General features: G+C 39.3%; 22 protein-coding genes and 1 other RNA gene. 19 read left to right on the top strand and 4 right to left on the bottom strand.

Annotation, left to right across the window (positions count from 1 at the left end; translation table 11 throughout):
• Positions 1-43: 43 nt before the first annotated feature.
• The 13 genes from gap to IQI_RS12595 all read left to right on the top strand — a co-directional run bounded on the left by gap (position 44) and on the right by IQI_RS12595 (position 12,940).
• Complete coding sequence (gene gap, locus IQI_RS12655; RefSeq protein WP_064093008.1) at positions 44-1,051, top strand: type I glyceraldehyde-3-phosphate dehydrogenase; 1,008 nt, start codon at positions 44-46, stop codon at positions 1,049-1,051.
• Between the two features lie 181 nt (positions 1,052-1,232).
• Entirely contained in the window at positions 1,233-2,417 is a 1,185-nt protein-coding gene (locus IQI_RS12650) for a phosphoglycerate kinase (protein ID WP_064093007.1), read from the top strand.
• Between the two features lie 63 nt (positions 2,418-2,480).
• Positions 2,481-3,245 (top strand): triose-phosphate isomerase, encoded by a 765-nt coding sequence (gene tpiA, locus IQI_RS12645; RefSeq protein ID WP_064093006.1) that lies wholly within the window; start codon positions 2,481-2,483, stop codon positions 3,243-3,245.
• On the top strand, positions 3,238-4,773 hold the full coding sequence (gpmI, locus tag IQI_RS12640; RefSeq protein WP_064093005.1) for a 2,3-bisphosphoglycerate-independent phosphoglycerate mutase: 1,536 nt from the start codon (positions 3,238-3,240) through the stop codon (positions 4,771-4,773). Before tpiA ends, gpmI begins: the two co-directional genes overlap by 8 nt.
• A 13-nt stretch (positions 4,774-4,786) precedes the next feature.
• Complete coding sequence (eno, locus tag IQI_RS12635; RefSeq protein ID WP_064093004.1) at positions 4,787-6,079, top strand: phosphopyruvate hydratase; 1,293 nt, start codon at positions 4,787-4,789, stop codon at positions 6,077-6,079.
• 443 nt (positions 6,080-6,522) lie between these two features.
• On the top strand, positions 6,523-6,750 hold the full coding sequence (gene secG, locus IQI_RS12630) for a preprotein translocase subunit SecG (protein WP_064093003.1): 228 nt from the start codon (positions 6,523-6,525) through the stop codon (positions 6,748-6,750).
• A gap of 314 nt (positions 6,751-7,064) precedes the next feature.
• On the top strand, positions 7,065-7,811 hold the full coding sequence (locus tag IQI_RS12625; RefSeq protein ID WP_064093002.1) for an alpha/beta hydrolase: 747 nt from the start codon (positions 7,065-7,067) through the stop codon (positions 7,809-7,811).
• A 27-nt stretch (positions 7,812-7,838) separates the two neighbouring features.
• On the top strand, positions 7,839-10,187 hold the full coding sequence (gene rnr / locus IQI_RS12620) for a ribonuclease R (RefSeq protein ID WP_064093001.1): 2,349 nt from the start codon (positions 7,839-7,841) through the stop codon (positions 10,185-10,187).
• 162 nt (positions 10,188-10,349) lie between these two features.
• A complete protein-coding gene (gene smpB / locus IQI_RS12615; RefSeq protein ID WP_064093000.1) occupies positions 10,350-10,820 on the top strand; it encodes an SsrA-binding protein SmpB in 471 nt (156 codons plus the stop codon).
• 150 nt (positions 10,821-10,970) lie between these two features.
• Positions 10,971-11,334: a transfer-messenger RNA gene (gene ssrA, locus IQI_RS12610) on the top strand.
• Positions 11,335-11,727: 393 nt separating this feature from the next.
• On the top strand, positions 11,728-12,096 hold the full coding sequence (locus tag IQI_RS21330) for a DUF4181 domain-containing protein (protein ID WP_082892694.1): 369 nt from the start codon (positions 11,728-11,730) through the stop codon (positions 12,094-12,096).
• A 136-nt stretch (positions 12,097-12,232) separates the two neighbouring features.
• The gene (locus IQI_RS12600; RefSeq protein ID WP_064092998.1) at positions 12,233-12,487 is read left to right on the top strand and encodes a hypothetical protein; all 255 of its coding nucleotides are present in this window, start codon (positions 12,233-12,235) and stop codon (positions 12,485-12,487) included.
• A 24-nt stretch (positions 12,488-12,511) separates the two neighbouring features.
• Positions 12,512-12,940: a hypothetical protein gene (locus IQI_RS12595; RefSeq protein WP_064092997.1), complete on the top strand. Its 429-nt coding sequence runs from the start codon at positions 12,512-12,514 to the stop codon at positions 12,938-12,940.
• Between the two features lie 390 nt (positions 12,941-13,330).
• On the opposite strand, the gene IQI_RS12590 is transcribed toward IQI_RS12595, so the two are convergent.
• Positions 13,331-13,783 (bottom strand): DUF305 domain-containing protein, encoded by a 453-nt coding sequence (locus IQI_RS12590; protein ID WP_064092996.1) that lies wholly within the window; start codon positions 13,781-13,783, stop codon positions 13,331-13,333.
• A gap of 401 nt (positions 13,784-14,184) precedes the next feature.
• Between IQI_RS12590 and IQI_RS12585 the strand changes: the two genes are divergently transcribed.
• Together IQI_RS12585 and IQI_RS12580 are read left to right on the top strand one after the other, a co-directional pair.
• A complete protein-coding gene (locus IQI_RS12585) occupies positions 14,185-15,366 on the top strand; it encodes a permease (RefSeq protein WP_064092995.1) in 1,182 nt (393 codons plus the stop codon).
• 223 nt (positions 15,367-15,589) lie between these two features.
• Complete coding sequence (locus IQI_RS12580; protein ID WP_064092994.1) at positions 15,590-15,916, top strand: four-helix bundle copper-binding protein; 327 nt, start codon at positions 15,590-15,592, stop codon at positions 15,914-15,916.
• 159 nt (positions 15,917-16,075) lie between these two features.
• Here IQI_RS12580 and IQI_RS12575 read toward each other — a convergent pair whose 3' ends face one another.
• Genes IQI_RS12575 through IQI_RS12565 form a run of 3 tightly spaced genes read right to left on the bottom strand, consistent with a single transcriptional unit; the run spans position 16,076 to position 19,079 of the window.
• The gene (locus IQI_RS12575; protein ID WP_064092993.1) at positions 16,076-16,993 is read right to left on the bottom strand and encodes a F510_1955 family glycosylhydrolase; all 918 of its coding nucleotides are present in this window, start codon (positions 16,991-16,993) and stop codon (positions 16,076-16,078) included.
• A gap of 19 nt (positions 16,994-17,012) precedes the next feature.
• Complete coding sequence (locus tag IQI_RS12570; protein WP_064092992.1) at positions 17,013-17,699, bottom strand: response regulator transcription factor; 687 nt, start codon at positions 17,697-17,699, stop codon at positions 17,013-17,015.
• 18 nt (positions 17,700-17,717) lie between these two features.
• The gene (locus IQI_RS12565) at positions 17,718-19,079 is read right to left on the bottom strand and encodes a sensor histidine kinase (RefSeq protein WP_064092991.1); all 1,362 of its coding nucleotides are present in this window, start codon (positions 19,077-19,079) and stop codon (positions 17,718-17,720) included.
• Positions 19,080-19,274: 195 nt separating this feature from the next.
• Here IQI_RS12565 and IQI_RS12560 point away from each other — a divergent pair, with 195 nt between their 5' ends.
• The 4 genes from IQI_RS12560 to IQI_RS12545 all read left to right on the top strand — a co-directional run bounded on the left by IQI_RS12560 (position 19,275) and on the right by IQI_RS12545 (position 23,287).
• Positions 19,275-19,871: a YdhK family protein gene (locus tag IQI_RS12560; RefSeq protein WP_082892693.1), complete on the top strand. Its 597-nt coding sequence runs from the start codon at positions 19,275-19,277 to the stop codon at positions 19,869-19,871.
• 246 nt (positions 19,872-20,117) lie between these two features.
• Complete coding sequence (locus IQI_RS12555; RefSeq protein WP_156509898.1) at positions 20,118-20,579, top strand: CopY/TcrY family copper transport repressor; 462 nt, start codon at positions 20,118-20,120, stop codon at positions 20,577-20,579.
• Positions 20,580-20,595: 16 nt separating this feature from the next.
• Positions 20,596-20,811 carry a heavy-metal-associated domain-containing protein gene (locus tag IQI_RS12550; protein ID WP_064092990.1) on the top strand — a complete coding sequence of 72 codons (216 nt, stop codon included), beginning with the start codon at positions 20,596-20,598 and terminating at the stop codon, positions 20,809-20,811.
• 19 nt (positions 20,812-20,830) lie between these two features.
• Positions 20,831-23,287 (top strand): heavy metal translocating P-type ATPase, encoded by a 2,457-nt coding sequence (locus IQI_RS12545; RefSeq protein WP_064092989.1) that lies wholly within the window; start codon positions 20,831-20,833, stop codon positions 23,285-23,287.
• Positions 23,288-23,307: the final 20 nt, after the last annotated feature.

Here is a 23,307-nt window from a genome sequence, read left to right as displayed (position 1 = left end):
TATAAAAAAATCATCCTTAACTATCTAAAGGAGGAAATTATTCATGGCAACAAAGATTGGTATTAACGGATTTGGACGTATCGGACGTAATGTATTCCGTGCAGCTCTTAAAAATGACAACGTAGAGGTAGTAGCAGTTAATGACTTAACAGATGCAAACATGCTTGCTCACCTTTTACAATATGACACAGTTCACGGAACTCTAGAAGAGAAAGTAACTGTTGACGGTGACTACCTGGTAGTTGGCGGCAAAAAAGTAAAAGTATTGGCAGAACGCGATCCTGCTCAACTTGGTTGGGGAGATCTTGGAGTGGAAATCGTAGTAGAATCTACTGGACGCTTCACGAAACGCGCAGATGCAGCGAAACATCTTGAAGCAGGTGCGAAGAAAGTAATCATCTCTGCTCCAGCTTCTGAAGAAGATATCACAATCGTAATGGGTGTTAACGAAGACAAGTACGATGCAGGAAGCCATCATGTTCTTTCTAACGCATCTTGTACAACAAACTGTCTGGCTCCATTTGCAAAAGTACTGAACGACAAGTTTGGTATTAAGCGTGGAATGATGACAACGATTCACTCTTACACAAATGATCAACAAATCTTAGATTTACCGCATAAAGACTACCGTCGTGCTCGTGCGGCAGCTGAAAACATCATCCCAACAACAACGGGTGCTGCTAAAGCTGTTTCTCTAGTACTTCCTGAGCTTAAAGGTAAATTAAATGGTGGAGCAGTACGTGTTCCAACACCAAACGTATCTTTAGTAGACTTAGTTGCTGAATTAGACAAAGATGTAACAGCTGAAGATGTAAACGCAGCATTTAAAGAAGCGGCTGAAGGAGATCTTAAAGGAATCCTTTACTACAGCGAAGATCCACTAGTATCTAGTGATTACAACGGAAGCCCTGCTTCTTCAACAATCGATGCATTATCTACTATGGTAATGGAAGGTAACATGGTAAAAGTTATCTCTTGGTACGATAACGAGAGTGGTTACTCTAACCGTGTACTAGACCTAGTTGATTATGTTGCTTCTAAAGGTCTTTAATAGATAAAATTTCGTAAATTGACATCATGTGCATGGTGATTGATGGATAAATTTTATCCCACCATCTATAATGAAGATGTGATGAAGGGGAGCGGGGAAGATTCCCCTCTCCCTTTTCTTATTCCTATTTCTATTTTTTTGAAAAAAGAGTAGAAAATGAAAACTAAGGAGGCCTTTTACTATGAACAAGAAATCGATTAAAGATGTCGATGTAAGAGGGAAACGTGTATTTTGCCGTGTAGACTTTAATGTACCAATGTCGGATGGCAAGATTACAGATGAAACTCGTATTCAAGCTGCCCTTCCAACGATTAAGTATTTAGTAGAAGGTGGCGCAAAGGTCATCTTAGCCAGTCACTTAGGACGACCTAAAGGTGAAGTGGTGGAAGAGCTACGTTTAACGCCAGTCGCAAAAAGACTTTCTGAATTATTGGAAGGTAATGTTGCTAAGGCTGATGAAGCTTATGGTGAAAGTGTTCAATCCAAGATTAGTGACATGTCTGAAGGGGACGTTCTCGTTCTGGAAAACGTACGTTTCTATCCTGGTGAAACAAAGAATGACCCTGAATTAGCGAAAGAGTTTGCTGCACTAGCGGACCTTTATGTGAACGATGCGTTCGGTGCTGCTCACCGTGCACATGCTTCAACAGAAGGAGTTGCAAAGCATCTACCAGCGGTTGCAGGTCTTCTGATGGAAAAAGAGCTAGAAGTATTAGGAAAAGCTCTATCAAACCCTGAACGTCCATTTACAGCGATTATCGGTGGCGCAAAGGTAAAAGATAAAATCGGTGTCATTGACAATTTATTAGATAAAGTAGACAACCTAATCATCGGTGGTGGACTTGCTTATACATTTGTAAAAGCTCAAGGCCATGAAGTAGGGAAGTCTCTATTAGAAGAAGATAAAATTGATTTAGCAAAGCAATTTATGAAAAAAGCTGAAGATAAGGGCGTTAAATTCCTTATGCCTGTTGATGTAGTCGTTGCTGATGACTTCTCAAATGATGCAAATAAGAAAGAAGTAGATATCGATTCTATTCCTTCTGATTGGGAAGCACTGGATATCGGTCCAAAAACAAGAGAGCTATTCCAAGCAACAATTAAGGACTCTAAGCTTGTGATTTGGAACGGACCAATGGGTGTTTTTGAATTAGAATCATTTGCAAATGGAACGAAAGCCGTAGCGGAGGCGTTAGCCGATGCAACAGATACATATTCTGTTATCGGTGGCGGAGACTCTGCAGCAGCCGTTGAGAAATTTGGTTATGCTGACAAGATGAGTCATATTTCTACAGGTGGAGGAGCTTCACTTGAATTCATGGAAGGTAAAGAACTTCCTGGAGTTGTAGCCCTAAACGATAAATAAGCAGTTCTTTACAAAGACCAACTCTTTCGTAAAGATGGCAAGATAATAGAAAGGATGAGTAGCATGCGTAAACCGATTATTGCAGGAAACTGGAAAATGCATAAAACTCTATCAGAAGCTAAGTCTTTTGCAGAAGAAGTACAAGGACTAGTTCCTGATAAAGAAGTAGTCGAATCAGTGATTTGTGCACCAGCACTTTTTTTAGAATGCTTAGTGAACATCACAAAAGAGTCCAGAGTAGAAATTGGTGCTCAGAACATGCACTTTGAGGAAAGTGGGGCATTTACAGGAGAAGTAAGTCCTGTTGCTTTAACGGACATCGGTGTGAAATATGTGATTTTAGGTCACTCAGAGCGTCGCGAAATGTTCAATGAAACAGACGAGTCTGTAAACAAGAAAACTTTAGCTGCTTTCCAACATGGTTTAACTCCAATTGTGTGTGTAGGAGAAACGTTAGAACAGCGTGAAAACAATGAAACAAAAGAGCTTGTTGGTTCTCAAGTGAAAAAAGCCCTTGCAGGATTATCAGCGGATCAAGTGAAGCATACAGTTATTGCCTACGAACCTATTTGGGCAATCGGCACAGGTAAATCTTCCACTTCTGAAGATGCTAATGATGTGTGTGCTCACATTCGTACGGTTGTGGCTGAAGCCTTTACTCAAGAAGCGGCAGATGCTGTCCGTATTCAATATGGTGGAAGTGTAAAACCAAATAACATCAAAGAATACATGGCTCAATCTGATATCGATGGTGCTCTTGTAGGTGGAGCCAGCTTAGAAGCACAAAGCTTCCTGCAACTATTGGAAGGGGCAAGCTCACATGAGTAAGTCTCCAGTAGCATTAATCATCTTAGATGGTTTTGCTTGCCGTAATACAAAGGAAGGGAATGCTGTTGCCCAAGCGAACAAACCAAATTTTGATCGCCTTTGGAAGCAGTATCCTCACAATCAATTAACAGCCAGTGGCGAAGCAGTAGGACTACCCGAAGGTCAAATGGGAAATTCTGAAGTTGGTCACTTAAATATTGGTGCAGGTCGTATCGTGTACCAAAGTTTAACTCGAGTGAATTTGGCCATTAAAGAAGGGGAATTTGAAACGAATACCACTTTCTTAGATGCTATCAATCACGCGAAAGAAAAAGGAACGAACCTTCACATCTTTGGTCTTTTATCTGATGGTGGCGTTCACAGTCACATTGAACATCTCTATGCTTTACTTGGCTTAGCAGCAAAAGAAGGCATGAAAAATGTATATGTTCACGCCTTTTTAGATGGACGTGACGTAGGACCGCAAACCGCAAAAGGGTTTATTCAAGATGCTGAAGCAAAAATGAAAGAAATTGGGGTAGGCCAATTTGCTACGATTTCAGGCCGATATTACTCAATGGATCGAGATAAACGTTGGGAGCGTGTTGAGAAATCCTACCGTGCCATGGTTTATGGTGAAGGTCCAAGCTACCAGGATCCAATCGAGCTAGTCAATGACTCGTATGAAAATGGAATCTACGACGAATTCGTTCTTCCTTCTGTCATTACAAAGGAAAACGGAGAACCTGTGGCAACAATTAAGGATGAAGATGCTGTTATTTTTTACAACTTCCGTCCTGATCGTGCCATCCAAATATCGAATACATTCGCAAACGAAGACTTCCGTTCGTTCGAACGAGGTGAGAAGTATCCTAAAGATCTTCACTTCGTCTGCTTAACAAGATTTAGTGAAACGGTTGATGGATTTGTAGCCTTTAAACCAACAAACTTAGATAATACGCTAGGTGAAGTGTTATCTCAAAATAACCTGAAGCAACTGCGAATTGCTGAAACGGAAAAATACCCTCATGTTACGTTCTTTATGAGTGGTGGACGTGAAGACGAATTTCCGGGAGAAAAACGAATTCTGATCGATTCTCCAAAGGTTGCAACCTATGACCTGAAACCAGAGATGAGTGCTTATGAAGTAACGGATGCTCTTTTAGAAGAGATTCGTGATGACAGACAGGATGCGATCATTCTTAACTTCGCTAACCCTGATATGGTCGGTCACTCTGGTATGCTAGAACCAACCATTAAAGCCGTTGAAACGGTAGATGAATGCTTAGGCAAAATCATTGACCTGATCACGGAAAAAGGTGGAACGGCTATCATCACTGCAGACCATGGGAATGCTGATGAGGTTTTAACAGAAGAAGGAACACCTATGACAGCTCACACAACGAATCCAGTTCCGGTTATCGTAACTAAAGAAGGAATTGAACTTCGTGATGGAGGAATTCTAGGTGATTTGGCACCAACTATGCTTGAACTATTAAATGTAGATCAACCAAATGAAATGACGGGGAAATCCCTAATTAAAAAATAAGGAGAGATTTTAAATGCCATTTATTACAGACGTATATGCACGCGAAGTATTAGATTCTCGTGGTAACCCAACAATTGAAGTAGAAGTATACACACAATCAGGTGCTTTCGGACGCGCACTTGTTCCATCTGGAGCATCAACTGGTGAGTACGAAGCAGTTGAACTTCGTGACGGTGACAAAGATCGTTACCTTGGTAAAGGTGTAGAAAAAGCAGTAGACAACGTAAACAACGAAATCGCTGAAGAAATCATCGGATACGACGTTACAGAACAAGTAGCAATCGATCAGGCGATGATCGCTCTTGACGGTACAGAAAACAAAGGTAAATTGGGTGCCAACGCAATCCTAGGTGTATCCATGGCTGTTGCACGTGCAGCTGCTGACTTCTTCGGAGTAGAACTATACCAATACCTTGGTGGATTCAATGCGAAGCAGCTTCCAGTGCCAATGATGAACATCGTAAACGGTGGAGAGCACGCAGACAACAACGTGGACATTCAAGAATTCATGATCATGCCAGTAGGAGCTCCTACTTTCAAAGAAGGACTTCGCATGGGAACTGAAATCTTCCACAGCCTTAAATCTGTTCTTAAAGGAAAAGGCTACAACACTGCAGTTGGTGATGAAGGTGGATTCGCGCCTAACCTGAAATCAAATGAAGAAGCTCTTTCTACTATTATTGAAGCAATCGAAAAAGCTGGTTACAAGCCAGGAGAAGAAGTTCTTCTTGCAATGGACGTAGCAGCTTCTGAAATCTACAACAAAGAAGACGGTAAGTACCATCTTTCAGGTGAAGGTGTCGTTCGTACTTCTGCTGAAATGGTTGATTGGTACGAAGAAATGTGCAACAAATATCCAATCGTTTCAATCGAAGACGGTCTTGATGAAAACGATTGGGATGGCTTCAAGCTTCTAACTGAACGTATCGGTAACAAAGTTCAGCTGGTAGGTGACGATTTATTCGTTACAAACACAAACAAGCTTTCTCAAGGAATTGAGCAAGGAATCGGTAACTCAATCCTAATCAAAGTGAACCAAATTGGTACACTTACAGAAACATTTGATGCAATTGAAATGGCGAAACGCGCTGGTTACACTGCAGTAATCTCTCACCGTTCTGGTGAAACAGAAGATAGCACAATCGCTGACATCGCAGTAGCAACAAACGCTGGTCAAATCAAAACGGGTGCACCATCTCGTACAGACCGTGTTGCAAAATACAACCAACTTCTTCGCATCGAAGATCAATTAGCTCACACAGCTCAATATCTTGGTGTTAAAACGTTCTATAACGTTAAACGCTAATTAAGTGGATTAAAAAAGCCCCGTTTTTTGAACGGGGCTTTTTTTTTGTGAGGTGTAGTTTGGGTGTATAGGCAATTTTTTGGATGTGTAGTACGAAAAATTTTAAGTCTTGTTCAGAATTGATCAATGAAATAAAATTTACAGGCCATTTTTGGAATTTATAAGCCAAAATAAAAAATTATAAGCCAATTTCAGAATTTATAAGCCGTTTTCAAAAAATATAGGCCATTTTCCAATTTTACAAGCCAAATGCCAAAATTAGAAAGTCTCACCCTATTTCCCTTACCTGAACCTCTACCAAACCTAAAACTTCAGCCAACAATTTACTCACCTTTCACAAAAATCCAACTCTTTCCACAATAAAACCAAGATTAGCTTGTCCAGTCAACAATTCCTATGGTAAACTAGTAATGTTGTAATGTTCGTATCAGGAGGTGGGACTCATGCACGCTATATTAGTCACTTTACTTATTATCGTTTCAATCGCACTTATCGCCATTGTATTACTTCAGTCAGGTAAAAGTGCTGGACTTTCAGGGGCCATCTCTGGTGGTGCAGAACAACTTTTCGGAAAACAAAAAGCACGTGGTATCGACTTAGTACTGCACAGAATTACAATCGCATTATCAGTATTGTTCTTTGTTTTAACAATCGCGATTGTCGCTATATAAGTTCAAACAACCTGATCATTAAGGTCAGGTTGTTTTTCTTTTTATAAACAAATTTAAGCGAAATATTGGATTGTCTGTCCAATGTTTGCTAAAAATAAGAGAGAAGAATAGGTTAAACGATCGTTTAAGACGATAAAGCCTTATATAACAGCGATTTCATCTCTTAATCAAACGTTTGTTTTAAAAAATAGAGAAAATCGCCATACATACAGAAATTTTTGAACAAGTGTTTAAGTAATTTAAGCTTGATTTAGAGGGATTTTCAAGAGTTAATCAAACGTTTGTTTAAAATGACATAAAAGGAGTTACAGATCATGAAAACCGTATTACCTAAACCATTTACCTTTGAAGCAGGACCTCGAGCTGTATTGCTGCTGCACGGCTTTACTGGCAACTCTGCTGATGTTCGTATGCTTGGCCGCTTCTTAGAGAAGAAAGGCTACTCATCTCACGCTCCCCACTATAAAGGACATGGTGTTCCACCGGAAGAATTGGTTCATACAGGCCCTGAGGATTGGTGGAAAGATGTGATGGACGGTTACGAGCTTTTAAAAAATAAAGGGTACGAAGAAATCGCCGTTGCAGGCCTTTCGCTAGGTGGGGTATTTTCTCTTAAATTAGGTTACACTGTACCTGTAAAGGGTATTGTACCAATGTGTGCACCAATGTATATAAAAAGCGAAGAAGTCATGTATCAGGGTGTTGTGGATTACGCCAGAGAATTCAAGAAATTTGAAGGAAAACCAGAAGACCAAATCCAACAAGAAATAGAAGAGTTTAAGAAGACACCTATGAATACATTAACCTCATTGCAAAATTTAATTGCAGATGTGCGTAAGAATGTTGATATGATCTACTCGCCAACATTTGTTGTTCAGGCGAGACATGACCACATGATTAATACGGATTCAGCCAATATTATCTATAACAACGTTGAATCCGATCAGAAAGATATAAAATGGTATGAAGAATCAGGTCATGTGATTACACTAGATAAAGAAAAAGAACAGCTTCATGAGGATATCTATCAATTTTTAGAGAATTTAGATTGGACTGTTTGATGAATTCGATGATCAGGAGGGATTGTCATGGACGAAAATATTAAAGAGCATGTAGATAAACTCCTTTCTTACATGAAGGAAGAAGCCTATAAACCATTAACGGTTCAAGAGCTGGAAGAGGCATTTGGAATCGAAGGATCTACAAACTTCAAAGATTTCGTGAAGGCTCTTGTTGTGATGGAAGAGAAGGGGCTAGTAGTTCGTACTCGAAGCAATCGATACGGGCTGCCGGAAAAAATGAATCTAGTAAGAGGGAAGGTATCTGCGCATGCCAAAGGCTTTGCATTTGTCATACCTGAGGAATCAGGTTTAGACGATATCTTCATCCCTCCTAATGAAACCAATAATGCTATGCATGGGGATATTGTGTTAGTAAGGGTTTCTGCTTCATCCTCTGGTTCAAGAAGAGAAGGAACCGTTGTCCGAATCGTTGAGCGTGGTGTCGATCAAATGGTTGGTACTTACACAGAAAGTAAGCATTTCGGATTTGTGATTCCTGATGATAAAAAGTTTGCTAGTGACATCTTCATTCCAAAGTCCGCTCAAATGGGTGCCATTGAAGGACATAAAGTTGTAGTAAAACTAACAGCTTATCCAGAAGGACGAAAGAGTGCTGAAGGAGAAGTCATTGAAATTCTCGGTCATAAAAATGATCCTGGAGTCGATATTCTTTCCGTCATCCATAAGCACGGAATTACAGTGGAATTTCCTGAAGAGGTAATGGAACAAGCAAATAATGTACCAAATGAAATCGATGAATCAGAATTGACAAATAGAAGAGACCTTCGTGATCAAACCATTGTTACCATTGATGGGGCAGATGCTAAGGACTTAGATGACGCCGTCACGGTTACGAAGCTTGACAATGGAAACTACAAGCTTGGAGTACATATTGCTGACGTAACCTACTATGTAGGTGAAAGCTCACCTATTGATCAAGAAGCCTTTGATAGAGGAACCAGTGTGTATTTAGTCGACCGGGTTATTCCGATGATTCCTCATCGACTATCCAATGGAATCTGTTCTCTAAATCCGAAGGTAAATCGATTAACTCTTTCTTGTGACATGGAGATCACACCAGAAGGCGATGTCGTAAAGCACGAAATTTTCCAAAGCGTCATTAAGACAACAGAACGAATGACTTATTCTGACGTAAATAAGATTCTTGTGGACAAAGATGAAGAGCTTCGTGAAAAATATAAGCCACTTGTCCCGATGTTTGAAGAAATGGAAGACTTGGCACAGGTTCTTCGCACGAAGCGAATGAAACGTGGAGCCATCGACTTTGATTTTAAGGAAGCGAAGGTTCTTGTAGATGAAGAGGGGACTCCGACTGATGTGGTGCTTCGTGAGCGTTCCGTAGCTGAAAAGCTCATTGAGGAGTTTATGCTGGTAGCCAATGAAACGGTTGCTGAACACTTCCATTGGATGGACGTACCTTTCATCTATCGTATACATGAAGACCCGAAAGAAGAAAAGCTGCATCGCTTTTTCGAGTTTATTACAAACTTCGGCTTAATCGTTAAAGGAACAGCCAATTCTGTCCACCCACGTGCCCTTCAAGAAATTATTGAAGATGTACAAGGGAAATCAGAAGAAATGGTCGTTTCTACGATGATGCTTCGCTCCATGCAGCAAGCAAAATATGACCCTGAAAGCTTAGGTCACTTTGGGCTGGCAACAGAGTTCTATACTCACTTTACGTCACCAATCCGTCGTTATCCGGATCTCATCGTTCACCGTCTAATCAGAACCTATCTGATTGAAGGAAAACTAGATCAATCAACTAGAGAAAAATGGGATGCACAAATGGGACATATCGCTGAGCATACATCAAGCCGCGAGCGTCGTGCTGTGGATGCTGAGCGTGAAACAGATGAACTAAAGAAAGCAGAATACATGGAAGACAAGGTTGGAGAAGAATACGATGGAATCATTAGTTCCGTTACCAACTTCGGTCTATTCGTCGAGCTGCCTAATACGATTGAAGGTCTTGTTCATGTTAGCTATATGACAGACGACTACTATCGATTTGATGAACGTCATCTTGCCATGATTGGGGAAAGAACGGCAAATGTCTTTAGAATCGGTGATGAAATTACAATAAGAGTTGTCAGTGTCAACAAAGACGAGCGTGCCATCGACTTTGAAATCGTAGGAATGAAAAACAATCGTCGGGATCGAGAAGCAGCTGCTGGTCGCCCCATAAGATCGGACAAAGGGAAAGCAGACCGTGTCCGTGGCGACAAGTCATCTTCTCGTAAAAAAGAAGATGGGGAATGGTCCACACGACCACCAAGGGATAATAAGAAGAAAAAGCAAAATAAAAAGCATTTTGAAAATGCACCTCGCAGTAAACGTAAAAAGAAGAAGTAATGAGTAGGAGCAAGAGGGATGCCCCTTGCTCCTTTTCTATATTAATCGCATAGGTTATAAGAAAGAGCAGATCGAGACTGGACACTCTTCTGATTACAATTATTCATGTAAATATGCGATAATAATAAGTAAATGTAAGAAAGAGAAATGAGAGGGATTCTTATGCCAAAGGGAGACGGCAAGCTTATTGCCCAAAATAAAAAAGCACGTCATGACTATTCTGTGGAGGAGACGTTTGAAGCAGGATTAGTTCTTCAAGGTACTGAAATTAAAGCGATCCGTGGAGGACGTGTGAACTTGAAAGATTCATTTGCTCGCATTCATAATGGAGAAATTTTTGTACACAATATGCATATTAGTCCATACGAGCAAGGAAATCGTTATAACCATGAACCACTTCGTACTCGAAAATTATTGCTTCATCGTCAACAAATCAACAAATTGATCGGAGAGTCAAAGGAAGCCGGTTATTCTATCGTTCCTTTAAAGCTATATATTAAGAATGGTGTAGCGAAGCTTTTAATTGGTCTGGCACGAGGAAAAAAGAAATATGATAAACGCGAGGATTTAAAGCGTAAAGAAGCGAATCGTTCAATTCAACGGGAACTGGCTCAAAGACAAAAAGGCATGTAACTGTACTGATTACCGGAATCTTACAATTGCAATTTCCTGTGGATTTGTTATACTAATAGATGTCGCCAGGAAATTTGGCGGCTGTAAGAACAATTGAATAAGTGACTTACACGCTGAACTTATTCTTTCCCGTTCTTCCCTTTTTATCATGGGGACGTTACGGATTCGACAGGGATAGTTCGAGCTTAGGTTGCGAGCCGTAGGGATCGTCTACGATAAAACGTCAAAGCCAATAATAACTGGCAAAACTAACAACAACTTAGCTTTAGCTGCATAATAGCGCTTTAGCTGTTCCTCCCTCCATCGCCTATGTGGTAGGGTAAGGGACTCACTCTTAGTAGGCTACGCCGGAGTCCACCGTCTGAGGACAAAGGAAGAGACCAATCAGACTAGCTGCACGGACGCCCGTCGATAGGCAGAAGCTGTAGCGAACTTGCGAATATATCGACTACGCTCGTAGACGCTTAAGTGGCGATGTTTCTGGACGTGGGTTCGATTCCCACCGTCTCCACCAAATACATAGTTTGGTGGTTTTTTATTTATGTGTGACTTGAACCATCTATTTACCTTGCTAATAATAAAAGCCATGCACCTGCTTGATTGCAGGTGCATGGCTTTTATTATTTCTAAAACAACAATCGCTATTTAGATAAAAGTTCATTAAATTGAACATCTCTATTGCTCTAAATGGAAAAATTTGAAATAATTAGGAAAATACTTTATACAATCTGCCTCAGTGAAGAAAAGCTAGACTTACTTCTCTTAGATAAAGAACATAACAAGCAATAGGATGTCATGTTGTTAAAGGACACTTTAAATAGGATCTTTCACACCAATTACTTTTAAAGTATTAAGTTATATGTGGTGGTTATTCACAATACCAGGTGAAGGAAGAGATTGGTAAGGAATGAAGCGAGGTGGCTATAGTTTGGTTGATTTTTTACTGTTTATGATATCGCTGTTTATCGTGTTCTATATTGCTGAGAATCTAGTAAGAAAAATATTCAAAATAAGTAAAAGGGATAAAACGAATTTTAAGGGGATTAATTCTTTTCACGTCTGGGGTAAGAAAATACTTTGGATTGCAATTTCCATAATTGTTGTTTTTACTTCTTTTCACTTTATGTTAACCCTTCTTTTCATTCTTTTAATAGGATTTGACGCCTTTATGGAGTGGAGATATAAAAGGACTGATAAAGAATACATCGTATCTATACTTGCTTTACTGTTTATTATCATTGCTTCATCATTAGGTGATTTTCTTAATATTTTTTAAATGGAATTTTCTATTTAATCAAGGCTTATCCTTAAAGTGGTTAGCTTTTTCTTGAGTAAGTTGAGTGGTAATAAATTAAAAAGGCAGGTTCATTGAAATTATACTATGGTTTGCCTGGAACGGAGAGTTGGTAAGGATGTATTTGTTTCTATCGATGATATTAAGTGCAATTTTAGGATTTGCATTATTGATGATGGGACCGGTTGTTGGTGGTCTTATAGCTTTCGGAATAGTTGTAGGAAGTATATTCCGTGGATTGTATTTACTAAGCGAAATCCACAAAGGATTAGCTGTATTACCTGAAGAGGAAAAAACAGAAGAGCCGCCACACCAAAACCATATGAAAAATGCCGTTGCATATAAAAAATATTTAGAAGAAAAAAATGGATAAGTTATTTAAAAAAGGTGGGAGAAAATGAATTTCAAAAGGTTAATCTCTGTTTTAATTACATTAGCTTTATTTTTAGTTACTGGTTGCTCAATGGGATCAGAATATGAAAAGCAGAATATAATCGTTCAAAAGCGTATTGAAAAAGAAAATAAATATGAAGACTCTAAAAAAATCACAAATAATAAACATGTCAAAGAAGTAAAAAGAATATTAAAGGAAACAAATTGGAAAAGTGCACAAGTGGATTTTTTTCGTCCAGCTGATTATCAATTTTCCTTTCAGTTTGAAAATCCAGATATAGAATCAAAGACAGTGATATATAGTGTTTGGAATCATTCAAAAAAAGATATATTGCAGATTAGTACACAAGGCGGTGAATATACTCAGCTTACAAAAGAAGAATCTTCCATTTTATTCGAAATAATAAGTGGGGAGAAAATGGATGATTTTTAAGTAATATAATAGCGTCCTGATGTTCAATTAATAAAGGCAGGGAGATTTTTATGCCGGTTGTTTCGGCTAAGCGTCAGTTTACTATTATTCTTTATGTTGGTTTTGTTATTTCAATTATCAACGGCAAAAGAGTATAGGCAGTTTAATAAAATGAATATTTTCGGAATGAAGTCTTTTTCATTAAAAGGCTTGTAGAAAAACACGTGGTTTGACTACAAGCTGTCTGTAAGCAAAAAATTCTGTAAGTAAATTAAATTACCAGGTGAATTGGGCTTTTGACATAAAAGTATCCCTAAAATGACCAGCCTTTCAACCTGCCCGTTTATATTTATTTTTTATGATAGTTAATCATTATTTCAAACAGATTATTTCTTCGAATCTTTAAGGTTTCTACTCTTCATCCTCTAGGTCTTTAATTAATTTCTTCATTTCTGCTATCTCTTTCTTTTGGGCTTTTATGATTCCATCTGCTAAATCACGAACTCTCGGATCGGTTATTTGAGCACGCTCACTGGTTAAGATGGCTATGGAATGGTGGGGAATCATGGCTTCCATATAATCAACATCATCCACTAGCGTCTGACTGCGTAACAAGTAAAGAGATAAGAAGAATACCACAATACTGCCTACAATAATACCAATATTCAGTTTGCGGTTTTTTAGCATGTTTTGCATAAAAAGCAACATAATGATAGCCATTGTTGCACCCATTAACACGGCCATATACGCTCTCGTTTCACTGAAGAATATGTGATCGAACTTATATGTATTCCAGTACGTAAATAGAAACATGACAATGGTGGAGGTGAGAATCATACCACCAAATTTCATATATGCCTTCATAAAATACACTCCTTTATTAATGTAGTCTTTTTACATATATCCTTAGTATTTGCAAAAAGTTTGCAAATATATAAATTTATATTTCTGCATAAAAAAGTCAAAGCTACTGCTATAATCCATCTCCACCATATGGCCCATTAGATTGATCGAACAAGTAGATTATCAATGTGCTGATTTATGATGTAGCTTTTTTTACAAATCATAATGAGAAAATATATAAAATGTTAGGATTTAAAGTGGCAATTTTATTTACTGTATCTAGAGGAAATTCCTTTATTTTTTTTATTGCATTCTTTCTGCACATTTAATGGGTACTGTATTAACTCTTACATAAAAGGAGGGTGTTAATAGACTACTTCTTTTTATGTTCTTTTCAAAGCCTAAGATAAGGAGATGATTTTTTGTTAGATTTAATCGGGGAATCAGCTAAAACCTCCCTGGGGTATTTTTGGAAATCAGGTTGGGCATTTGTATTGGGCTACTTAATTAGCTCCATGATTCAAGCGTTTGTCCAAAAGGATAAGATGGTGAAGTACATGGGGAATCCCAGCTTGAAATCAGTAGGTTTATCCTCACTTTTTGGTGCAATTAGCTCCTCTTGTTCCTTTGCGGCCCTGGCTGCTGGGAGGAATTTATTTAAGAAAGGAGCACATTTCATTCCCACCCTCGCCTTTTTATTTGCGTCTACCAACTTAGTCATTGAGTTAGGGATTCTCATTTACATCTTTCTCGGATGGCAGTTTGTTGTGGCTGAAATGATTGGTGGCATCGCACTCATATTGATTACATGGGTATTAGTAAAACTCACTTTCCCCAAAAAATTAGTAGAAGAAGCCAGGGAACATGTAGATGATGGGGATGAAGAAAACGAAGAATTTAATTGGAAAGAAAAAATAAAGTCTAAAGAAGGATGGCTACAAGTAGGCCATGAATTCGTCATGAACTGGAAGATGGTGTGGAAGGAAATTACGATCGGGTTCACCATTGCCGGGATGATGGCAACCTTTATATCTGAAGACACATGGAAAAGCTTTTTCCTGGCAGATCAGCCTGACTCATTCTTAAAGGTATTAGAAAATGCACTAATAGGTCCACTGGTTGCAATGCTGACCTTTATTGGTTCCATGGGGAATATTCCAATATCCACGATACTTGCGTCAAGTGGAGTGGCATTCGCAGGGATCATGGCATTTATTTATTCTGATTTGGTGGTTCCGCCTATTATAGCGGTTCACAAAAAATATTATGGACTCAAAACGGCTTTATACATTGCAGGAGTATTTTACGTATCGATTATTTTAACAGCATTAGGCATGCATTATGGTTTTACAGCCATAGGACTTCTTCCTGAGCATGCGAAGCAGGTGATGAATGAAGATCCATTTAAAATAGATTATACGTTCTGGCTTAATATAGTTTTTGTTTTTGTAGCTGGTTTATCGATCTATTTAAATAAATTATTTAAAGAGTCGGATGTGAAGGTTCCGATGATGAAGATGGAAGGGGATTCGAAGTTTAAGACCATTTTTACTTACTTGTGCTTACTCTATTTAATAACAGGGACGATTATTTTCATCATGTAGGAAAGCAATTTTCTAAAAGGGGGCTCACTCATATGTGATCCCCCTTTTTTACTGTAGTTGAGAAACGTGAAACTTCCTTTATACCCCAAAGATGTGCAAATTATATGCAAATAAAAATAAACTACTTAAAATTGATAAAAATGTTATTTATCCGTTTATTGGTATTTTAACTGGATATAGTAATGGTGTAACTTAAAAACCAATTACCAGGGAGGAATGTAAGATGTCACATGAAAAGTACCAATCTGCTATTAAAGCACTACATGAGTGTATGGAAGCTTGTAATCACTGTTACGATGCTTGCTTGAAGGAAGAAGATATCAACATGATGAAAGAGTGTATCCGCTTAGATCGCGAATGTGCGGACATTTGTGCATACTTAGAACAATCATTAGTAAGAGGAACACCGTTTGCGTCTGAATTGGCTCAAGTGTGTGCGAAGATTTGTGAAACATGTGGAGAAGAATGTAAGAAACATGATCATGATCATTGTCAAAAATGTGCCGATGCTTGCTTCAACTGTGCTGAAGAGTGTAAAAAAATCGCATAAGCAAAGACAAGTGGAGACAAATCAATTGTCTCCACTGTTTTTAATTTCAGTAATTACATAGCATATTGTTTCCAAATAACACGTTTACCACCATATTAAAAAAGGGGAACTTAGAATATTACTCACTTTAGAAAAGATATTATACTACGCCTGCACATCCTATTTTGTTATCTTTCCATTATCTACAATTTCATCCCATGTTCCGCCATTATCGGTAGTAGTATAGATATCATTTTCATATGTCACGATTGTCCACTCATCTGAATTTGTAGGGTTAGATGAAATGTACATAACTGGATTATCTTGAGATAGAGCTGGAGTAGGGTAGGGCTGAATCTGTTCTGACTCAAGGTTTAACTCATATAATTGTATTTGTCCATCTTCTATACTGGCGATAAGTCCCTTCTTTTCCTTTAAATGAATACTTGTTGTAACCGTGGTATTCTCCACCTTTTTAAAGGAATTACCACTATCCTTCGATAAAAATACACCATCCTTACTGGAAATAGCCAGCATGTCTTTATTGGAAGGATGGACAGCTATATTTCCAATGGAAGTAGAATTGAATCCTTTCATGTCGCTTTTTTGAAAGCTTTCTCCCTCATCCATAGAGTGATACAGTCCAGTCTCCAGTTTCGAATTAGGTTCTTGATTAATTACATAAATGGCCTTGGATTGGTAACCGACTCCGAGGTAATGGAAGTCCGTTTCGCCATAGAATGCCAACTTGTCCAATGACTTGCCCCCATCAGTACTTTTGACTAATCCTAGAGGATTTTCTAAATCTGATCCTCCTTCGGGATGTCCACTGGAATAAAATCCATCTTTATAGGGTTGAAAGCCCATATAGTCATGCTTTTGGCTGTTCGCTTCGTACCATGTAGAATCCTTGTATTTCATCAAACCATCATGAGTAGCGATATATAATTCTTCTTTATTGTTTGGGTAGCCGATTCCGTGAATGTGGTCGATGATTGCATCTTCTACTGCATTAAATTTGAACTCTGTATCTTGAGAGCATCCTGAAACTATGATCCCTAAAGAAGTTAAAATAGCTAAAAATTTTCCTTTTTTCATCGTTTCTCCTGCTTTCTATTTAAATTTTCCATTGGTAACCGATACCCCATATTGTTTTTAAGTGGTCTTCGATTGGGAATCCAGCTCTTTTAAGTTTATCCCTAAGGTTTCTTATATGGGAATCAACGGTTCGAATATCGGTTTTGGAATTGATATCCCATACCATTAGAAGAAGTTGATCCCGTGTGTAAACCCGATCTGTTTTTTTCATTAATGAATGCAGAATGTTATATTCCTTTAACGTCAGAGACAGAATATCATTTTTATATTTTAACGTGTAAGATTGTCCATCTAACGTAAATCCTCCCCTGATCAGTTGTTGATCATCTTCCTGTTGATCATACCTGGCTTTTCTTCTGAAAAGAGCATTTACGCGTGCTACAAGTTCTTCTTCGTCAAACGGTTTTGTGATATAGTCATCTGCTCCAACGTTTAACCCCTTCACGATATCATCTTTATCTCCTCTTGCCGTTAACATAATGATGGGGACATTTGAAAACGCTCTGATTTTTTCGCAGGTCTGCCAACCATTCAGTTCCGGCATCATAATATCTAAAATGACTAAATCAATCGAATGATTTTTCATATACTGAATGGCATCATAGCCATTACTCTTCTTCTCGCAATGATAACCGTGAGGAGTAAGATAAAGCTCTAACAGATTTAACATCCTCTTTTCATCATCTATTAATAAAATCGTATTCACACGTCAAACCTCCAAGCATTAAAGAATGATTTTGATAGATGTTCCTTTACCGAGTTCACTTTCAATTGAAATATGCCCACCATGCGCTTCCACTAATTCTTTTACAATGGATAACCCGAGACCCGAACCACCAAATTCCCTTGAACGTGATTTCTCTACTCTATACAATCTGTTAAACACCTGTGAAAGCTCATTAGGGGGAATACCTATTCCTTCATCGTTAATCGTAAGGATCATCTTGCCTGATTCCCCTTGTTCAACGATCACAGTAGTCGTTGAATCAGGTTTGGAATATTTTAGAGAGTTATCTAACAGATTCATGATCATTTGTTCAAGACGGATTGGATCGGCATGGAATGAAAATTCATCCTTGCTGGATAAGACAAGGTGTATTCCCTGACTTTTAAAAGCAGGAGTGATCTTGTTTATGATTTTTAAGAAAAAGGTGGTTGAATAGATTGTTTCCATATGAATAGAGAAATTGTTTTCATCCATCTTGGCTAATTCAAATAAATTTTCAATTAATGTGACGATCGTTTTAGATTCTTCCTGGATTATCGTTAGATACTCTTTTCTTTCAGCCTCTAATAGATCATCTCGAAGCGCCACATTTGTATACCCTTGGACATACGTTAGGGGTGTTCTGAGCTCGTGAGAAATAGTGGCTAGAAATTCTGTGCGGTCATTTTGAATCGTTTCTAAATCATTGGCTAATTTTTGAATCGAAGTGGATAGATCTCCAAGCTCATCCTTTCCCAGTTTAGGGAGGCGAACCTCAAAGTTCCCTTTACTCAATTCTTCAGTAGCCTTCTTCATCTTGATTAATGGGCGGGTCAGCATTTTCGATAAGAGAAAATGAATGCCGGCTAATATCATGATGCTCATGATTCCTGCCAGTAAAAAATGTCCATTTAATTTACTAATTAAGTTTCGTAAAGGGGAAGCGCTTTTAAACATATACACATAACCTTCGTTACTGTCATTCTTGTAAGATGTGACGGTAGCTAAATAATTCACGTCTTTCCAGTTTGCTTCGATGACTCTTCCTTCACGAGGTAAGGAGTTGGGTTTATCGTTGATTAATTCATGCATTCCATTCGTTAATTGTTTTGAGCTGATAATGACATGATGGTTCTTATCTGTAATGACAACTTCCGTTTCCGTTTTGGATTCCATGAGGGCAATATGGTGCAAGGTGTTATTTGAATAACGATCCTCAAGCACGTCACGATGACTGTTCCCCCGGGATAATATAGACTGAAACTCCTCCTGGATCCTGGAATCGATAATATTATCATGGAGATAGAGCATCAATAACCCTTCCATGATGAATACGGCTATCGTAAAATAAGCAGCTAATTTAGTTGAAATTTTATTCAAAGTGAAAACCTCATTTATACATTTGTTTCTCTAGTTTATCGGAAAAGTATGAAAAAAGTATGCAAAAGAAAACCTCTCATTTAAAAAGATAGCATTTGTCATGAAAATAACATACTTCATTGTTATTTTCTCCATATTTTCTGCGTATTTACAGGATAAAATTTATTAGATACTATTTGAAAGGAAGATCCTACCATGGTGAAACATAGAAGAAAGTCGTTCCTATTCATTCTGACCGCTTTGTTTCTCATTTTTGGCGCTTGCTCAAACAATCAAGGTGAGAATAAAGGTAAGAATGATAGTGAACATGACGCTGAGATGAAGGAAGAAATGGACGGAATGGAACATGGTGACGTGAATTATTCTGGTTCAGGAGAAGTACCAGAGGGCTTGAAAGAGTCATCAATCCCAACATATGAAATAGGGAGCAAAGCTATCCTTAAGGATAACCATATGGAAGGGATGAGGAATGCAGAAGTAACGATAACAAGTGCTTATGATACTTTCGTTTATACCGTTACCTATACACCAACCACAGGTGGAGACAAAGTGGAAGAACATAAATGGGTCATTCATGAAGAGCTTAAAGATTTCCGTGATCAGCCGTACAAACCTGGAGAAGAAGTTCTCCTCAATACCGATCATCTGAAAGGGATGAAGGGAGCAATAGCTACGATTGACTCTGCTGAAGAAATGACTGTGTATATGGTGGACTACACGTCAACCACAAGTGGAGAAGAAGTAAAGAATCATAAATGGGTCACTGAGAGCGAATTATCGTCAGTTGAATAAATAGAATAAAGAGATGATTCGCGTTTTTACGAATCGTCTCTTTTTTGATCTACTTCCTCATTATCTTTTTTTATAAAGGTAACGAAGTTTATAGAATATCGCTAGTGGTACAGAATAAAAAAATAGGACAAGGACAAAAGTACATTTTTAAAAAATCCAAATCAAATCAGTTGACCAAAATCGATTACAGTTGTAAACTATAAATATAAATCGATTACAAATGTAAACTGAAAAGGGGGGATCACCTTGCCCAAAGAAGAAAAACCGGAAATCACGGATTCTGAGTGGGAAGTCATGAGAGTCGTCTGGACGCTTAAAGAAGTGACCAGTAAGGAGATAAGCTCTGTCCTTCAGGAAAAGAAAGAGTGGAAGCCGGCCACGACGAAGACCTTTATTGGGCGACTTGTCAAAAAAGGAATGCTGACAACTGAGAAAATTGGCAACCGGTTCATCTATAGGGCAGGAGTCAGTGAAGAAGAAAGCCTTAAGACCCTGAAGTCTGGATTATTCGCTCATATATGCAGCCGGGCTGTCGGAAAGACGATCGCCGACTTGATTGAAGAAGCAACCCTGAGTCATGATGATCTCGCCCTGCTCGAACAAGCTATACAAACCAAGAAAAAGGATGCTGTCGATCACATCCCATGCAATTGCGTGCCTGGACAGTGTACCTGCAAAAAAAATCATGGCATGGACTGCCAACATTAAAAGGAGTGTTTATACAATGGAAAAAACATTATTAAACGTATCGGGAATGACATGTGGAAATTGTGTAAAAAAAGTAGAAACGGTTTTGAATGAACTGGACGGAGTGGAAAAAGCAAAAGTGGATCTTGAAAATGGAGCGGCAAAGGTGAAGTATGATGAATCAAAGCAATCTCCAGCCAGTTTAAGTAAAGCGGTGTCTGATGCGGGGTACCAAACAGAACCAACGAAATAATAAAAGGTGGTTGGCGGAAATGACGGACAAAACAGTAAGCATCGAAGGAATGACCTGTGCCTCATGTTCCCAGGCTGTTGAGAAAGCAACGAAGAAGTTGGCCGGTGTTCAACAAGCAAGCGTAAACCTTGCAACGGAAAAATTAAATATTACCTTTGATGAAAATAAAATTTCACTTGAAGATATCAAGAAAGCGGTGGATGACGCAGGTTATAAAGCGGTGACTGAAATGGAGAAAAGGACATTCAGTGTGACTGGGATGACGTGTGCATCTTGTGTGCAGTCTGTAGAAAAGGCGACAAAGAAGTTGGATGGCGTCACGGAATCGACTGTCAACATGGCAACAGAGAAAATGGTTATTCAATACGATCCCGCTCTTGTATCGGTTTCTGATATCAAGGATGCGGTTTCGGATGCTGGCTATGAAGCACATGAAGACACAGACTCAGAAGATTCAGTGGACGTAGACAGAGACAAGAAAGAACAACATATCAAGAGCATGTGGAAACGCTTCTGGGTTTCAGCGGTATTCACGGTACCCTTACTCCTGATCTCCATGGGGCATATGTTCGGCATGCCGCTACCGGAAGCCATCGATCCGATGGTGAACCCAACTGGATTTGCATTGATACAACTCGTTCTTACGATTCCTGTCATGACGATGGGAAAACCATTTTTCACCGTAGGGTTTAAGACGCTTTCCAAACTCCACCCTAATATGGATTCACTGGTGGCACTCGGGACAGGCGCAGCGTTCTTCTACAGTTTGTTTGCCACCATCATGATCATAACGGGTAGTGAAGGCTATTCACAGAATCTCTATTATGAATCGGCAGCTGTCATCCTGACCCTCATTACATTAGGGAAGTATTTCGAGGCCCTTTCGAAAGGGAAAACGTCTGAAGCGATCAAGAAACTGATGGGGCTGGCACCTAAAACAGCTAAAGTAGTAAGAGATGGAGAAGAAGTCGAGATTTCAGTTGAAGAAGTGGAAGTTGGAGATATCATTATCGTGAAACCTGGTGAGAAGATCCCTGTGGACGGAGTGGTAACAGAAGGAAAAACATCCGTCGATGAAGCGATGCTTACAGGGGAAAGTATCCCCGTTGAGAAAACGCCTGGATCGAATATTATCGGAGCGAGCATCAATAAAAACGGTACCATCCGATACGAGGCCACAAAAGTCGGGAAAGATACGGCATTATCTCAAATCATCAAGCTGGTTGAAGAGGCTCAAGGCTCAAAAGCACCCATCGCCAAAATGGCAGATATCATTTCAGGGTATTTTGTTCCCATCGTCATCGTTCTTTCCATCCTATCTGGTCTTGCCTGGTATATTGCAGGGGAGTCAGGCCTCTTTGCTTTTACGATTGCCATTTCGATTCTAGTCATCGCCTGCCCTTGTGCATTAGGACTCGCGACACCTACCGCAATTATGGTTGGTACAGGTAAAGGTGCTGAAAATGGCGTACTGATTAAAAGCGGAGGTGCCCTTGAAACGACACATAAAATAGAAACCATCGTGTTCGATAAAACCGGTACCATCACAGAAGGAAAGCCTGTAGTGACGGATATTGTGACGTCTAAAGATATTTCAGAAGATGAGCTCCTTACTCTTGCCGCTTCAGCTGAAAAAGGATCTGAGCATCCCCTTGGTGAAGCGATTGTCAAGGAGGCAGAGGAGAGAGGACTCACTCTTCGGAAGACTGACTTTTTTGATGCCATTACAGGACACGGGATTGAAGTGACGGTAGAAGGAGACGATCTACTGCTTGGAAACCGCAAGTTGATGGATGAAAATGGCGTAGAAGTCGGTGAATTGGCAGAAGTCTCGGACCGATTGGCAGCCGAAGGAAAAACACCGATGTATATCGCGATTGAAGAAGAAATCGCAGGTATCATTGCAGTCGCCGATACAGTGAAAGAAACTAGTTTTAAAGCCATTGAAAAGCTTCACAATATGGGCCTTGAAGTGGCGATGATCACAGGAGACAACAAACGGACAGCAGAAGCAATCGCGAAGCAAGTCGGTATAGACCGCGTGCTGAGTGAAGTACTGCCGGAAGACAAAGCAAATGAAGTCAAGAAGCTTCAGGAGGAAGGCAGGAAAGTAGCGATGGTAGGAGACGGAATTAATGACGCTCCTGCACTTGCACAAGCCGATATCGGGATTGCTATCGGCTCTGGTACAGATGTTGCCATGGAGTCCGCAGACATCGTCCTGATGAGAAGTGACCTCATGGACGTACCGACAGCCGTCGAACTAAGTAAAGCCACCATCCGGAACATTAAGCAAAACCTTTTCTGGGCATTTGGTTATAACATCCTTGGTATTCCCATTGCCATGGGTATCCTGTATTTGTTCGGAGGCCCCTTATTGAATCCAATGATTGCAGGAGCAGCGATGAGCTTCAGTTCCGTATCTGTACTGCTGAACGCACTTCGCCTAAAAGGTTTTAAACCTTCAGGAATTTAGTCCTTTACGAAAGGAGCTGA

Source organism: Rossellomorea aquimaris TF-12, assembly GCF_001648555.1.
Classification (GTDB): Bacteria; Bacillota; Bacilli; order Bacillales; family Bacillaceae_B; genus Rossellomorea; species Rossellomorea aquimaris.
The sequence above is the reverse complement of the archived record's forward strand: the minus strand, read 5'-3'. Positions and strand labels throughout refer to the sequence as shown.

Bases quoted from the DNA above. Each gene is read 5' to 3' on its own strand.
- gap (WP_064093008.1), top strand. From the start codon at position 44: ATGGCAACAAAGATTGGTATTAACGGATTTGGACGTATCGGACGTAAT.
- IQI_RS12650 (WP_064093007.1), top strand. From the start codon at position 1,233: ATGAACAAGAAATCGATTAAAGATGTCGATGTAAGAGGGAAACGTGTA.
- tpiA (WP_064093006.1), top strand. From the start codon at position 2,481: ATGCGTAAACCGATTATTGCAGGAAACTGGAAAATGCATAAAACTCTA.
- gpmI (WP_064093005.1), top strand. From the start codon at position 3,238: ATGAGTAAGTCTCCAGTAGCATTAATCATCTTAGATGGTTTTGCTTGC.
- eno (WP_064093004.1), top strand. From the start codon at position 4,787: ATGCCATTTATTACAGACGTATATGCACGCGAAGTATTAGATTCTCGT.
- secG (WP_064093003.1), top strand. From the start codon at position 6,523: ATGCACGCTATATTAGTCACTTTACTTATTATCGTTTCAATCGCACTT.
- IQI_RS12625 (WP_064093002.1), top strand. From the start codon at position 7,065: ATGAAAACCGTATTACCTAAACCATTTACCTTTGAAGCAGGACCTCGA.
- rnr (WP_064093001.1), top strand. From the start codon at position 7,839: ATGGACGAAAATATTAAAGAGCATGTAGATAAACTCCTTTCTTACATG.
- smpB (WP_064093000.1), top strand. From the start codon at position 10,350: ATGCCAAAGGGAGACGGCAAGCTTATTGCCCAAAATAAAAAAGCACGT.
- IQI_RS21330 (WP_082892694.1), top strand. From the start codon at position 11,728: ATGAAGCGAGGTGGCTATAGTTTGGTTGATTTTTTACTGTTTATGATA.
- IQI_RS12600 (WP_064092998.1), top strand. From the start codon at position 12,233: ATGTATTTGTTTCTATCGATGATATTAAGTGCAATTTTAGGATTTGCA.
- IQI_RS12595 (WP_064092997.1), top strand. From the start codon at position 12,512: ATGAATTTCAAAAGGTTAATCTCTGTTTTAATTACATTAGCTTTATTT.
- IQI_RS12590 (WP_064092996.1), bottom strand. From the start codon at position 13,783: ATGAAGGCATATATGAAATTTGGTGGTATGATTCTCACCTCCACCATT.
- IQI_RS12580 (WP_064092994.1), top strand. From the start codon at position 15,590: ATGTCACATGAAAAGTACCAATCTGCTATTAAAGCACTACATGAGTGT.
- IQI_RS12575 (WP_064092993.1), bottom strand. From the start codon at position 16,993: ATGAAAAAAGGAAAATTTTTAGCTATTTTAACTTCTTTAGGGATCATA.
- IQI_RS12560 (WP_082892693.1), top strand. From the start codon at position 19,275: ATGGTGAAACATAGAAGAAAGTCGTTCCTATTCATTCTGACCGCTTTG.
- IQI_RS12550 (WP_064092990.1), top strand. From the start codon at position 20,596: ATGGAAAAAACATTATTAAACGTATCGGGAATGACATGTGGAAATTGT.
- IQI_RS12545 (WP_064092989.1), top strand. From the start codon at position 20,831: ATGACGGACAAAACAGTAAGCATCGAAGGAATGACCTGTGCCTCATGT.